General features: G+C 70.9%; 13 protein-coding genes. 5 read left to right on the forward strand and 8 right to left on the reverse strand.

Going from position 1 to position 12,574, the window contains the following annotated elements; translation table 11 throughout:
- Positions 1-183 precede the first annotated feature (183 nt).
- Entirely contained in the window at positions 184-849 is a 666-nt protein-coding gene (locus ACIPXM_RS04465; protein WP_401651805.1) for a DUF402 domain-containing protein, read from the reverse strand.
- Positions 850-978: 129 nt separating this feature from the next.
- A complete protein-coding gene (locus ACIPXM_RS04470; protein WP_401651807.1) occupies positions 979-2,385 on the reverse strand; it encodes a class II fumarate hydratase in 1,407 nt (468 codons plus the stop codon).
- 117 nt (positions 2,386-2,502) lie between these two features.
- Between ACIPXM_RS04470 and ACIPXM_RS04475 the strand changes: the two genes are divergently transcribed.
- A complete protein-coding gene (locus ACIPXM_RS04475) occupies positions 2,503-4,050 on the forward strand; it encodes a ricin-type beta-trefoil lectin domain protein (protein ID WP_401651809.1) in 1,548 nt (515 codons plus the stop codon).
- An 81-nt stretch (positions 4,051-4,131) separates the two neighbouring features.
- Here the strand turns inward: ACIPXM_RS04475 and ACIPXM_RS04480 are convergent, their stop codons facing one another.
- Entirely contained in the window at positions 4,132-4,824 is a 693-nt protein-coding gene (locus ACIPXM_RS04480) for a lipoprotein (protein ID WP_401651811.1), read from the reverse strand.
- A 139-nt stretch (positions 4,825-4,963) separates the two neighbouring features.
- Between ACIPXM_RS04480 and ACIPXM_RS04485 the strand changes: the two genes are divergently transcribed.
- A complete protein-coding gene (locus ACIPXM_RS04485; protein WP_401651813.1) occupies positions 4,964-5,587 on the forward strand; it encodes a hypothetical protein in 624 nt (207 codons plus the stop codon).
- A 14-nt stretch (positions 5,588-5,601) separates the two neighbouring features.
- Here the strand turns inward: ACIPXM_RS04485 and ACIPXM_RS04490 are convergent, their stop codons facing one another.
- Positions 5,602-6,255 carry an HAD family acid phosphatase gene (locus ACIPXM_RS04490; protein WP_401651815.1) on the reverse strand — a complete coding sequence of 218 codons (654 nt, stop codon included), beginning with the start codon at positions 6,253-6,255 and terminating at the stop codon, positions 5,602-5,604.
- A gap of 260 nt (positions 6,256-6,515) precedes the next feature.
- Entirely contained in the window at positions 6,516-8,183 is a 1,668-nt protein-coding gene (locus ACIPXM_RS04495) for a fumarate hydratase (protein WP_401651816.1), read from the reverse strand.
- A gap of 174 nt (positions 8,184-8,357) precedes the next feature.
- On the opposite strand from ACIPXM_RS04495, the gene ACIPXM_RS04500 reads away from it, so the two are divergent.
- Positions 8,358-9,101, forward strand: coding sequence for a DUF1707 domain-containing protein (locus ACIPXM_RS04500; protein WP_401651818.1), 744 nt, complete (start codon positions 8,358-8,360; stop codon positions 9,099-9,101).
- Between the two features lie 143 nt (positions 9,102-9,244).
- Positions 9,245-9,616 carry a WhiB family transcriptional regulator gene (locus ACIPXM_RS04505; protein WP_401651820.1) on the forward strand — a complete coding sequence of 124 codons (372 nt, stop codon included), beginning with the start codon at positions 9,245-9,247 and terminating at the stop codon, positions 9,614-9,616.
- A gap of 112 nt (positions 9,617-9,728) precedes the next feature.
- On the opposite strand, the gene glpX is transcribed toward ACIPXM_RS04505, so the two are convergent.
- Positions 9,729-10,760 carry a class II fructose-bisphosphatase gene (gene glpX / locus ACIPXM_RS04510; RefSeq protein ID WP_401651822.1) on the reverse strand — a complete coding sequence of 344 codons (1,032 nt, stop codon included), beginning with the start codon at positions 10,758-10,760 and terminating at the stop codon, positions 9,729-9,731.
- Between the two features lie 126 nt (positions 10,761-10,886).
- Here glpX and ACIPXM_RS04515 point away from each other — a divergent pair, with 126 nt between their 5' ends.
- Positions 10,887-11,411 (forward strand): DUF4245 domain-containing protein, encoded by a 525-nt coding sequence (locus tag ACIPXM_RS04515; protein ID WP_401651824.1) that lies wholly within the window; start codon positions 10,887-10,889, stop codon positions 11,409-11,411.
- A 78-nt stretch (positions 11,412-11,489) separates the two neighbouring features.
- Here ACIPXM_RS04515 and ACIPXM_RS04520 read toward each other — a convergent pair whose 3' ends face one another.
- Complete coding sequence (locus ACIPXM_RS04520; protein WP_401651826.1) at positions 11,490-12,080, reverse strand: malonic semialdehyde reductase; 591 nt, start codon at positions 12,078-12,080, stop codon at positions 11,490-11,492.
- 145 nt (positions 12,081-12,225) lie between these two features.
- Complete coding sequence (locus tag ACIPXM_RS04525) at positions 12,226-12,537, reverse strand: exodeoxyribonuclease VII small subunit (RefSeq protein WP_401651828.1); 312 nt, start codon at positions 12,535-12,537, stop codon at positions 12,226-12,228.
- Positions 12,538-12,574: the final 37 nt, after the last annotated feature.

Here is a 12,574-nt window from a genome sequence, read left to right on the forward strand (position 1 = left end):
ATCTGGGGGAGTGGGCCAGGACGTCCGCGCACAGCTCCGGCACTGCTCTCCCCCTCATGAAGCAATCATGGATGACGTGTGGTCAGGTCCTGTGCCGTGCCGGGTGTATGACACGCGGTCCGATCGGTCGAGTCGTTGCGGAGGACGATCCTACGTTTGCACCCCGGGGGCGCATCAAGGGTCTCATGGTGCCGTGTGCGCCGGTGTGCGATCCCAGTCGGCGGGGAGCTCGGGAACGGGCCATCCCGGGTCCGGACGCCAGTTCTCCCAGCCGTCCTTGAAGGGCGCTCCCCAGGCCCCGATCAGCTCGACGGCGGCCTGCCCGGCCCGCCGTACCCGCGCGGCCTGCCCGGCGTCCATCAGCCCGGCCCGCTGGGCCTGCGCGAACTCGTCCTCGTCCCGCCACAGCCAGCTGCGGTCGGGGTAGACGGACAGGTCGAGGAAGTGGTCCACCGAGTCGATCCCGCCGGACCAGCGGGTACGGGGCTCCTCCAGGTTCACGTACCAGCTGCGGAACCGCCAGCCCCGCTCCCAGAACAGCCACACCGACCAGGGGTCGTCCGGGGCCGCGAGCTTGAGCACCCCGGTGCCGTGCCAGTGCGCCCGCACCGTGGTGCGGGCGGCGGTGTAGCGGGTGGCCAGCGGCTCCTCGTGGACCGGGGTGCCGTCGGCGAGCACCGGTTTCACGCATTCGGTGCCGGGCGCCATCCAGACCGCGAGCAGCTCAGGCGTGTCCCGCACGACGGTCACCGGGCGGCAGATGTGCACGTCGCCGGTGGCGTTGTCGAGGTAGCGCCAGAGGATCTGATCCCCTGGCGCCCAGTGCTTGGGGCGGCCGGATCCTGTCATGCGCAGATCTTAGGGGCGCGCCCCCTTCCGTGCGGCGGGGAAGGTCACGGAGGGGACGGGTGACCGAAAAGGATGCGTCACGGACGCGGGCGGGTCACTCCCAGGGATGGTCCCCGGGAACGGGTCCGCCTAGGGGTGGGTCATCCGGAGCACGTCCAGGGCCTCGTCGAGCTGCTCCAGGGTCAGATCGCCGCGCTCCACATAGCCGCCGGCCAGGACCACCTCGCGGATCGTGCGCCGTTCGGCCAGCGACTTCTTGGCGACCTTCGCGGCCTCCTCGTACCCGATGTACTTGTTCAGCGGGGTCACGACGGACGGCGACGACTCCGCGTACTCCCTGGCCCGCTCGACGTGGGCCGTGATGCCGTCGACCGTGCGGCCGGCGAGCAGCCGGGTGGCGTTGGCGAGCAGCCGTACGGACTCCAGCAGGTTCTTGGCCATCACCGGGAGCATCACGTTCAGCTCGAAGTTCCCCGCGGCGCCCGCCACGGCGACCGTGGTGTCGTTGCCGGTGACCTGCGCGGCGACCATCAGGACCGCCTCCGGGACCACCGGGTTGACCTTGCCCGGCATGATCGAGGAGCCGGGCTGGAGGTCGGGCAGGCTGATCTCGGCGAGGCCGGTGCGCGGGCCGCTGGCCATCCAGCGGAGATCGTTGGCGATCTTCGTGAGCGAGACGGCGATGGTGCGCAGCTGCCCGGAGGTCTCCACCAGGCCGTCCCGCGCGCCCTGCGCCTCGAAGTGGTCGCGGGCCTCGGTCAGCGGCAGCCCGGTGGCCCGCGCCACCTCGGCGATGACGGCCGCCGAGAAGCCCGGCGGGGTGTTGATGCCGGTGCCCACGGCGGTGCCGCCGAGCGGGAGTTCGGCGAGCCGCGGCAGCGCGGACCGCAGCCGCTCGATCCCGTACCTGACCTGCGCCGCGTAGCCGCCGAACTCCTGGCCCAGGGTGACCGGGGTGGCGTCCATCAGATGGGTGCGCCCCGATTTCACCACCGTCGCGAATTCGGCTGATTTCCGCTCCAGGGACTCGGCCAGTTCGGTGAGGGCCGGGATCAGGTCGTGGGTGACGGCGGCGGTGGCCGCGATGTGGATGGAGGAGGGGAAGACGTCGTTGGACGACTGCGAGGCGTTGACGTGGTCGTTGGGGTGGACGTCCCGGCCGAGCCGCTCGCTCGCGAGGGTCGCGATCACCTCGTTGGCGTTCATGTTGGACGAGGTGCCGGAGCCGGTCTGGAAGACGTCGACCGGGAAGTGCGCGTCCCAGCGGCCCTCGGCGACCTCGGCGGCGGCCTCCTGGATCGCCCCTGCCACGTCCGCGTCGAGCACCCCCAGCTGGGCGTTGACCTGGGCGGCGGCGGCCTTGATACGGGCCAGCGCCTCGATGTGGGAGCGCTCAAGGCGCTGCCCCGACACCGGGAAGTTCTCCACCGCCCGCTGGGTCTGGGCGCGCCACTTGGCGTCGGCGGGCACCCGGACCTCGCCCATGGAGTCGTGCTCGGTCCGGTAGCCGCCGGGGGCGGTGCCGTCGTCGCTCATGTTCCTCAACCTCCGTCAGCTTCCGTAAAAAGATGAGCACTTGTCTTGTTCGATGTATTCCCAAGGCGCTTACCGGTCAGTAGAAACCGTGGGTAACCCCACCTTCCAGGAGGCGCAATGACGCGCACCAGGTCCAGACTCCGCTGGCCGCTCGCGGTGCTCACCGCGGCGGCCGCGGCCCTCGGCAGCATGACGGCAGCGGCCCCCGCCGGCGCGGCCGACACGAGCACCACGGCCGGAAACCCGGCCGGAATCACCTCCACCGTCCCGCTCCCGCCGGAACTGGAGGCGATCCGCGCCGCCGAGGCCACCAAGATCTACGGCAGCCCCGAGGAGCGCCCGCTCGCCCAGCGCAGGACCGGACTGATCTCGCTCGGCGACAGCGAGATCTCCGGCGAGGGCGTCGGCAGCTACGAGTCGCCCACCAACGGCCCGAGCAACTGGTGCCACCGCTCGCCCGACGCCGCCATCCACCGCACCGGGATCCCCGCGGACCTCACGTTCAACGTGGCCTGCTCCGGCGCGTACACCGGCAACATCCGCATCGGCGGCAGCAAGCAGTACGCCGACGAGCTGGTGCAGAGCGACAACCTGGCGATCAAGGCCCGCAACACCCGCATCAAGATGGTGCTGCTCGTCGCCGGAGCCAACGACGACCTCCAGTTCGGCCCGGTCATGACCGACTGCGTCCAGCGCTACCTGCTGCTCCAGGGCGCCTGCGAGCCCACGTACACCCCCGGCTGGCAGGCCCGCGTCGACGGACTCGTCCCCAAGGTCGAGCAGACCGTACGGGACCTGCGCACCGTGATGCGCGACGCCGGGTACGCCGACGCCGACTACAAGCTCGTCCTGATGGGCTACCCGAGCCCCATCGGCCCCGACTTCGGCGACAACCCGAACTTCCCCGGCAAGCTCGCCTGCGGCGGCCTCGGCTACGACTCCGACACCAAGTGGGGCCGCAACACCGCCGTCCCCGCCTTCGAGCGCGGCATGCGCAAGGCGGCGACCGACACCGGCGCCACCTACCTCGACAACTCGCGGCTCTTCCACGGCCACGAGGTCTGCATGGAGGACACCTGGGCCCGCGGCCTCTACATCGACCTCTCCAAGCCCGGCACCCCGGACGAGAACTCCGTCCGCCAGTCCTTCCACCCCAACTACCGCGGCCACGGAGCCTTCGCGTCCTGCCTGACCCAGCTGTACGCCTCCGGTCTGCGCGAGGCGAGCTGCGCCGACGCCGACTCCTCGGGCACCCCGGCCCTCTACCCGCTGGCCTGGGACGACGTCTACCGCCCGCTGAAGAACGCGGCCACCGGCAACTGCCTCGACGTCGACGCGTCCGAGTCCGCCAACGGCACCGCCGTGCTCGGCTGGGACTGCCACGGCGGCCGCAACCAGAACTGGTGGTACGACCCCGCCGGGCGCGCCCTGCGCACCGAGCTCACCCAGGACCGCTGCCTGGACGTGCCCGGCGCGGCCTACCAGGCGGGCAAGGCGCTGATCCTGTGGAACTGCCACGGCGGCGCCAACCAGAAGTTCGTCCGCGACGGCGACACCCTGCGCCCGGCCGCGGCGACCGGCCTGTGCCTGACCCACGGCGCGGCCCGCGAGCCGGTCAGGCTGCAGAACTGCGACGGCTCGGCGAAGCAGCGCTTCACCGTCTGAGCCCGGCCGACTACGCCGAGTTCGAGACGTGAGAGAAGGGGCCCGCACCGCCGAGGCGGTGCGGGTCCTCCGCTTCGGTGGCTACCGGCCCTTGAGGGTCGACTTCGCCAGCTCGTACGCCGGGAGCATCTCCCGGTACTCCTCGGTGTCCATCCCGCCGAGCTCGATCAGGAGCGTGTTCTTCGGCGTCTCGACGGCGAACGTACGCGACTCCTTGGTCTCTTCGAGCAGTTCGCTGTAGACGCTGTAGCTGCCCTCGACGGCGGGGAGCGCACCCGCCTTGATGTCGGTCAGGGCGAGCCCCTTGGAGCCCTTGACGGCCTTCACGAAGGCTTCGAGGGTGGCCTTGGCGGAGCCCTTGGGGGCGGTCCAGACGCGCAGGAAGCCGATGTTGCCCGCGGGCTTGGCGTCGATCTCGCAGACGATGGTGGCCGGGCCCTGCCGGGTCAGCTCGGCGAGGTCGGGGTCGGCGGGCGGGGTGACCGCCTTCGGCTTCCAGTCCTTGGCGAGCGAGAACGAGACCGGCAGCGGGCACGCGGTGCCGGGTCCGCCCAGCGAACCTGCGGGCACGGCGGCCTTCGCGGTCCCGGACCCGGCGGTCTCGGACGGGGTCGCGGCGGCACTCGCGGTGGTTCCCGCGGCGGGCGGCGCGGCGGACGGGTCACCAGGGGCACCGGCGTCCTTCGCGGTGCCGCAGCCGGTGAGCAGCAGTCCGGCCGCCGCGAGGGCGAGGGCGGCGGGGACGGCCGTACGTATCGGAGCTCTCTCTGACATGAGACACATCATCCACACGCCTGTCCTGGTGCGGGCCACCGGGCCCCGCCGGACAATGGTGGGCGGGCCTCGGGGGTGTCCGGCGGATCAGGGTCGGACAGGCCCTAGGGGGAGATCCGCCACCCGGATGGAGGACGGCATGATCCGCAGCTTCACGAGGACCGGCGGCCGGAGGGCCGGGCGGCTCGCCCGGCTCGGCGCGCTGGGCGTGAGCACGGTCGCCGTGGTCACCCTCGGCGCCGCCGCCCCGGCGAGCGCCGCCGCGGCCGACGACGGCGACGGTTTCGAGTTCACCCTGTACGCCAAGGAGGTCCCGGCCCCGGGCACCTCCGCGTCCCCGTCGGACTCCTCGTCGGAGTCGGCGTCCCCCTCGGAGTCGGCGTCGGAGTCGGCGTCGACGTCGAGCGAGTCCGCCGCGCCACCGGCCCCGAAGGTCGGCGACACCTTCACCTTCGCGGACGACCTGTACCGCACCAAGGGCGGCGACCCGGTCGGCCGCGACGGCGTGACCTGCTCGGTGGTCCGGGTCTCGGGCGACTCGGCCGACGCGGCCTGCGTCGGCACCTTCGTCCTGGACGGCGGCCCCGGCGGCCAGCTCGCCGCCCAGGGCCTCACCACGATGGACACCACCGAACCGCAGGCCGCCGCCTTCGACGTGGCCGTCACCGGCGGCACCGGCGACTTCAAGAACGCCCACGGCTACATCCGGGTGACCCCGGACGGCGACTACGAGCGCATGGAGTTCCACATCACGACCCGGTAGGGCGTGAGTGGCCGTCAGGACAGCTTGCCGCCGTAGTCCGGCAGCTTGAAGGTGCGCTCCGCGTGCCCGCCGACCAGGTCGGTGGTGTTGTTGCCGATGTTCGCGACGATCGTGTAGCCCTTGGCCTCGATCTCGGCGCGCTTGGCCGTCTTGTACGTGCTGACCTCGGCGAACAGATCGGGCAGGGAGCGCACGTAAAGACCGTCGACCGGGTATCCGGCCTGCTTCAGGTTCCAGTCGGTGAGCGAGAAGATGATGCCGGGGCGGGCGGTCACGAAGAAGACCGCCGTGCCGCGCGCCTTGGCGTCCCGCACCAGCTGGCGGATCTCCGGGATGGCCGGGGTCGGCAGCTCCCAGAAGGGGTGGAAGTCGGTCTCCAGGGAGCTGTTGTCGATGTCGAGGACGATCGCCTGCTTTTCGCCGTGGGCGTCCTCGGCACGCTCCTTCAGGTACGGCCCGGCCTGGGCGGCCACGGCCGCCACGTCCTTGCGCCAGGTCGTGTAGTCGACGTCCTTGATGGCGGCGGTGGAGGTGTGGTGGCTGTCCGGGTCGGCGGCGGAGGCGGTGGGCGCGGCGCCGAGGACGAGCACGGCGGCGGTGACACCGGCGGCGGCGACCGCCTTGGCGCGCGGGGCGCGCGGGGCGCGCGAGGTGGGGATGGAAGGCATGTGGGGGCTCCCGAGTGGTCGACCTGCGAGACGCGTGAGTCGCGTGAGTCGCGTGAGACGCGTGAGATGCGAAACGGTTGACATGCTCGCGGCCCATACTGACCAGTAGGGAACGGGAAGGCTACCGCTCGGTAGCGGATTTCTGTGCGGATCGAGCAGGGCGGGCCGCCCCGTACTCCCGTACGGGAAAAGGGCGGCGCCCCCCGATCCGTACCGGACCGAGGGGCGCCGCCGTACCGCCGTGCCCTGGGCGCGGGGACTCAGCCGAGGCCGGGGCCGCGCACCGGGATGTGGGTGAACGTCGGCTCGGGCGCCGGGTTCTGGAAGAAGTCGTTGCCCTTGTCGTCGACGACGATGAACGCCGGGAAGTCCTCGACCTCGATCTTCCAGACCGCCTCCATGCCGAGCTCCTCGTACTCGACGACCTCGACCTTCTTGATGCAGTCCTGCGCCAGCCGGGCCGCCGGGCCGCCGATCGAACCCAGGTAGAAACCGCCGTGCGCGTCGCACGCCGAGGTCACCTGCTGCGAGCGGTTGCCCTTGGCCAGCATCACCTTGGAGCCGCCCGCCGCCTGGAACTGCTCGACGTAGCTGTCCATCCGGCCGGCCGTGGTCGGACCGAAGGAACCGGAGGCGTAGCCCTCGGGGGTCTTCGCCGGGCCCGCGTAGTAGACCGGGTGGTCCTTCAGGTACTGCGGCATCTCCTCGCCCGCGTCCAGCCGCTCCTTGATCTTGGCGTGCGCGATGTCCCGCGCCACGACCAGCGGACCGGTCAGCGAGAGCCGGGTCTTCACCGGGTACCTGGTCAGCTCGGCCAGGATCGCGTCCATCGGCTGGTTCAGGTCGATGTTCACGACCTCGCCCGCGTCCAGGTGCGCGTCCTCGGTCTCCGGCAGGAAGCGCGCCGGGTCCTTCTCCAGCTGCTCCAGGAAGACCCCCTCGGCGGTGATCTTCGCGACCGCCTGGCGGTCGGCCGAGCAGGACACGGCGATCGCGACCGGCAGCGAGGCACCGTGCCGGGGCAGCCGCACCACGCGCACGTCGTGGCAGAAGTACTTGCCGCCGAACTGCGCGCCGATGCCGATCTTCTGCGTCAGCTCGAAGACCTTCTCCTCCAGCTCCTTGTCCCGGAAGCCGTGGCCGGTCTCGGCCGAACCCTCGGTGGGCAGCTCGTCCAGGTAGTGCGCGGAGGCGTACTTGGCGGTCTTCAGCGCGAACTCGGCCGAGGTGCCGCCGACGACGATCGCCAGGTGGTACGGCGGGCAGGCCGCCGTGCCGAGCGAACGGATCTTCTCCTCCAGGAACTTCATCATGCTCGCCTCGTTGAGCACGGCCTTCGTCTCCTGGTAGAGGAAGGACTTGTTGGCGGAGCCGCCGCCCTTGGCCATGAAGAGGAACTTGTACGCGCCGCCGTCGGTCGCGTACAGCTCGATCTGCGCGGGCAGGTTCGAGCCGGTGTTCTTCTCCTCCCACATGGTCACCGGGGCCATCTGCGAGTAGCGCAGGTTGAGCTTGGTGTACGCGTCGAAGATGCCCTTGCTCAGGGCCTCCTCGTCCTGGCCCCGGGTCAGCACGTTCTGGCCGCGCTTGCCCATGACGATCGCGGTGCCGGTGTCCTGGCACATCGGCAGCACACCGGCCGCGGCGATGTTCGCGTTCTTCAGGAGGTCGAGCGCCACGAACTTGTCGTTGCTCGACGCCTCCGGGTCGTCGATGATCCGCCGCAGCTGCGCGAGGTGCGCCGGGCGCAGGTAGTGCTGGATGTCGTGGATCGCCTCGGCGGCCAGCTCGCGCAGCGCCTCCGGCTCGACCTTGAGGAACGTACGGCCGTCGGCCTCGAAGGTCGAGACGCCTTCGGAGGTCACCAGGCGGTACGGCGTGGTGTCCTCTCCCAGGGGGAGCAGATCGGAGTACGAAAACTCTGGCATGGGGGCAGCCATTCCTCACTCGGCGACAGCAGCGACCGCCTCCGTTGGCGGGCGCGCCCTCCAGCGTAAGACGCGGCGGGACCGCCGATCCTGTGAGGTAAGGCTCAGTGGCCGGGCGCCGCGCCCGGGAACACCCCCTAGTCGCGATCTATCGCGTTTCGCTAGGCTGAGGTCGTGGACCTCGAAAAGCAGCCCCAGCAGCCGCCCGCCCCCGCGTCGGCCCCCGCGCCGGCACCGGCACCCGCGCCGGCTCCCGCCCCTGCCCCGGCGCCCGAATTCGCCGATCCCCAGGGGTCGCTGCGCGCCTCGGACGCCGACCGGGACCGCATCGCGGACATCCTCAGGGACGCCCTGGCCGAGGGGCGGATCGACGCCGAGGAGCACTCGGACCGGATCGACGCCGTCTACCGGGCGAAGACCGTGGGCGAGCTGGAGCCGATCGTGCGGGACCTGCCCGCCGACCGGTCGGCCGCGCAGCCGGCGGCCGCGCCGTTCTACGGCCCCGAGGAGGCCGAAGGACCCGCCGAGAACATGATCGCGGTGTTCTCCTCCTCGACCCGCAAGGGCCGCTGGCGGGTGGGCCGCCGCACCAACGCCTTCGCGCTGTTCGGCAGCATCGAGATCGACCTGACCGAGGCGATCTTCGCCCAGCGCCTCACCACCATCAACGCCACCTCGATCTTCGGGAACGTCGAGGTCCGCGTCCCGGAGAACGTGACCCTGCGCGGCAGCGGCACCGGCATCTTCGGCAACTTCGAGGTGGTCACCCTGGAGGGCGCCGACCCGCAGGCCCCGGTCGTGATGATCAACGGCTACTCGGTCTTCGGCAACGTCGAGGCGCGCCCCAAGCGCGGCAAGTGGGTCACCGACCTGCAGGGACTCATCAGCGACAAGCTCCGCAAGCGCCTGGAGAGCTGAGGCCGTGGCCTGGACCTGACCGGAATTCGCCGTCCGGTGTCCGGGCTGCGGAACGGCACGGTACGCAGTGCATAGGCGCGCGCACAGCGGGTAGGGCTGGTGCATCGTCGCTCGCTCGCGGAAGCCGTCGTCAGGAGTAGACCGTGCTGCACTCGCCGCATCAGCCCCTCCGGGTCGCCGCCGTGCCGCCCCAGCGCATCCCCGCTCGGGAGGACGAAGCCGGTCCCTGGCACGCGGAGGCCGTGTGCCGCAGGGACGAGGCCGGACTCTTCTTCGCCCCCTCCAAGGAGCCGACCGCCGCCCGGCTCTCCCGCGAGGAGGCCGCCAAGCGGGTCTGCGCCCGCTGCCCCGTGATGGTCGAGTGCCGGGAGCACGCGCTGCTCCAGCCCGAGCCGTACGGGGTGTGGGGCGGGCTCACCGCCGCCGAGCGCCGTGTGGTGCTCGCCCGGCGCCGCCGCCGTGAGGTCGAGCTGCGCAAGGCCGCCACCGCGGAGCGGATCGCCAAGGCGGGCTGACCCGGCCGCGCCGACGGGCCACAGGGACTTCGCTTCGCGCCGCCCGTACGGGAAGGGGCGCCCCCACCGCACATGGGGGCGCCCCTCTTCGTACCGTCCGTACCGCCGCGCGTCAGTTGGCGCGGTCGAAGTCGATCTGGCTGTACGCGCGCAGCTTCGAAAGACGGTGGGTCGAGTCGATCTGGCGGATCGTGCCGGACTTCGAGCGCATGACCAGCGACTGGGTGGTCGCGGTCTCGGAGCGGTAGCGCACCCCGCGCAGGATCTCGCCGTCGGTGATGCCGGTGGCGACGAAGAAGACGTTCTCGCCGGAGACCAGGTCGTTGGTGGTCAGCACCCGGTCCAGGTCGTGGCCCGCGTCCAGGGCCTTCTGGCGCTCGGCCTCGTCCTTGGGCCACAGCTTGCCCTGGATGACACCGCCGAGGCACTTTATGGCGCACGCCGAGATGATGCCCTCGGGGGTGCCGCCGACGCCCATCAGCAGGTCGACGCCGGTGCCCTCGCGGACGGCCATGATCGAACCGGCCACGTCGCCGTCGGAGATGAACTTGATCCGGGCGCCGGTCTCGCGGATCTCCTTGACGATGCCCTCGTGACGGGGGCGGTCCAGGATGACCACGGTGACGTCCTCGGGCGTCATGCCCTTGGCCTTGGCGACCCGGCGGATGTTGACCGAGGCGGGCGCGTTGATGTCGACGAAGTCGGCGGCCTCGGGGCCGGTGACCAGCTTGTCCATGTAGAACACGGCGGACGGGTCGAACATGGTGCCGCGGTCGGCGGCGGCCAGGACGGCGATCGCGTTCGGCATGCCCTTGGCGTTCAGGGTGGTGCCGTCGATCGGGTCGACCGCGATGTCGACCTCGGCGCCGGTCCCGTCGCCGACGCGCTCCCCGTTGAAGAGCATCGGGGCTTCGTCCTTCTCGCCCTCGCCGATGACGACGACGCCGTTCATCGAGACGGTGGAGATCAGGGTCCGCATGGCGTTGACCGCCGCGCCGTCCGCGCCGATCTTGTCGCCGCGGCCGACCCAGCGACCGGCGGCCATGGCGGCGGCCTCGGTCACCCGGACCAGCTCAAGGGCGAGGTTGCGGTCGGGGGCCTCGGGAGAGACCTCGAGTTCGGGCGGCAAGTGGTGCTCGGTCATCGGAGCGCACCTTTCTGTACGGCGACGGCCGGAAAAAAAGAGGGTGCAGTGACTCTATCGCCACGTCGACAAATTGAGCAGAGGGCCCCACGGATGAGCGCGAACCCCGGATGCGACCATAAGGGCGTGGCAGGTAAGCGAGGCAGGCAGACGGTACGCGGGATGTTCCAGTCCCTCGCGGTGATCATGATCGCCGCGGGCGTGATGTACATCTTCATCCCGCACGACGAGAAGGCGAACCCGGTCGAGGCCAAGGACTACCGGGTCGAACTCCTCACGGCCCAGCGGGCGGCGCCCTATCCGGTGCTGGCCCCCGTGGGCCTGGGCGAGGACTGGAAGGCGACGGTCGTCTCGTACGACCGCCAGGCGGACAACGCCTGGAAGCTGGGCTTCCTGGACCCCGACACGCAGTACGTGGCGATCCAGCAGTCCACCGCGGAGCCGAAGAAGTACGTGCCGAAGGTCACGCACGAGGCCAAGGACACGGGGAAGACCCAGACCGTGGCCGGGCAGGTGTGGCAGCGCTGGGAGGGCCCGAAGTACGACGCCCTGGTGCGGACCGAGGGCGGTGCGACGACCGTCGTGACCGGCACGGCGTCGTTCGAGCGGCTTGCGCAGATGGCGGGCGCGCTCCAGTCGAAGAAGGTCTGATCCGAACCCGGGCATGGCGAACATGGCGAAGGCCCCCGGTGCACCGCACCGGGGGCCTTCGCCGTACTCACGACCGGATCAGACGGTGGTGATCACGTCGTCGTAGCCGAGGCGCGGGGAGCGCGGGAACCAGGCGTCGTCGCCCGGCTTGCCGATGTTGACGACCATCAGCGGGGTGTGGTCGTCGTCCAGGAACTCCTTCTGGATGCCGGCGTAGTCCATGCCGGTCATCGGGCCCGCGGCCAGACCGGCGGCGCGGACGCCGACGATGAAGTACGCGGCCTGGAGGGCGGCGTTCAGCGCGGCGGACTGCTCGCGGACCGGACGCTCGGCGAAGAAGACGTCCTTGGCCTGCGGGAAGTGCGGGAGCAGGGCGGGCAGCTCCTCGTGGAACTCGTTGTCCGCGGAGAGGATCGCGACCAGCGGGGCGGCCTTGGTCTTGGCCTGGTTGCCCTCGGCCATGTGCGCCACCAGGCGGTCACGGGCCTCCTCGGAGCGGACCAGGGTGACACGCAGCGGGGTCTGGTTGAAGGCGGTCGGGCCGAACTTCACCAGGTCGTAGATCGCCTGGATCTGCTCGTCCGTGACGGGCTCGTCGGTGAACGTGTTGGCGGTGCGGGCCTCGCGGAAGAGGAGGTCCTGTGCGGTGGCGTCGAGGACGAGAGACATGCTGCGTACCTTCCGAACTGCAAAACGGGTGCTCGCTCGACGGGGGGTTCGAGCGATGACCCGACAGTACGCCCGCAGTAGGTGAAGTTTCAACTATCCCAAGCGGATAGTGATCCGCTTCACAGGTGAGTGTACGGCACAGGTGTCACGCGTCGTCGGCGCCCTCCTCGCGCCCGTCGGCGGCCCGCTCGGCCGCCAGCGAGGCGTCGAGCCGGGCCCGGGCCCCTTCGAGCCAGTGCCGGCACACCTTGGCCAGCTGCTCGCCACGCTCCCAGAGCGCGAGGGAGTCCTCCAGGGACGTTCCGCCCGCTTCGAGCCGCCGAACGACCTCGATCAGCTCGTCGCGGGCCTGCTCGTAGCCGAGGCCCTCGGCCGTTCCGGCCGTTCCGGCCGCGTCGGCGCCGACGCTCCCGCCCTTGGCCTTCCCGTCTTTGCCATTGCCATTGCCGTTCGCCATGTCCTGTGGGTCCTCCGTGCTCGTGCTCGTGTTCGTG

The organism is Streptomyces sp. NPDC090025 (assembly GCF_044748125.1).
Classification (GTDB): domain Bacteria; phylum Actinomycetota; class Actinomycetes; order Streptomycetales; family Streptomycetaceae; genus Streptomyces.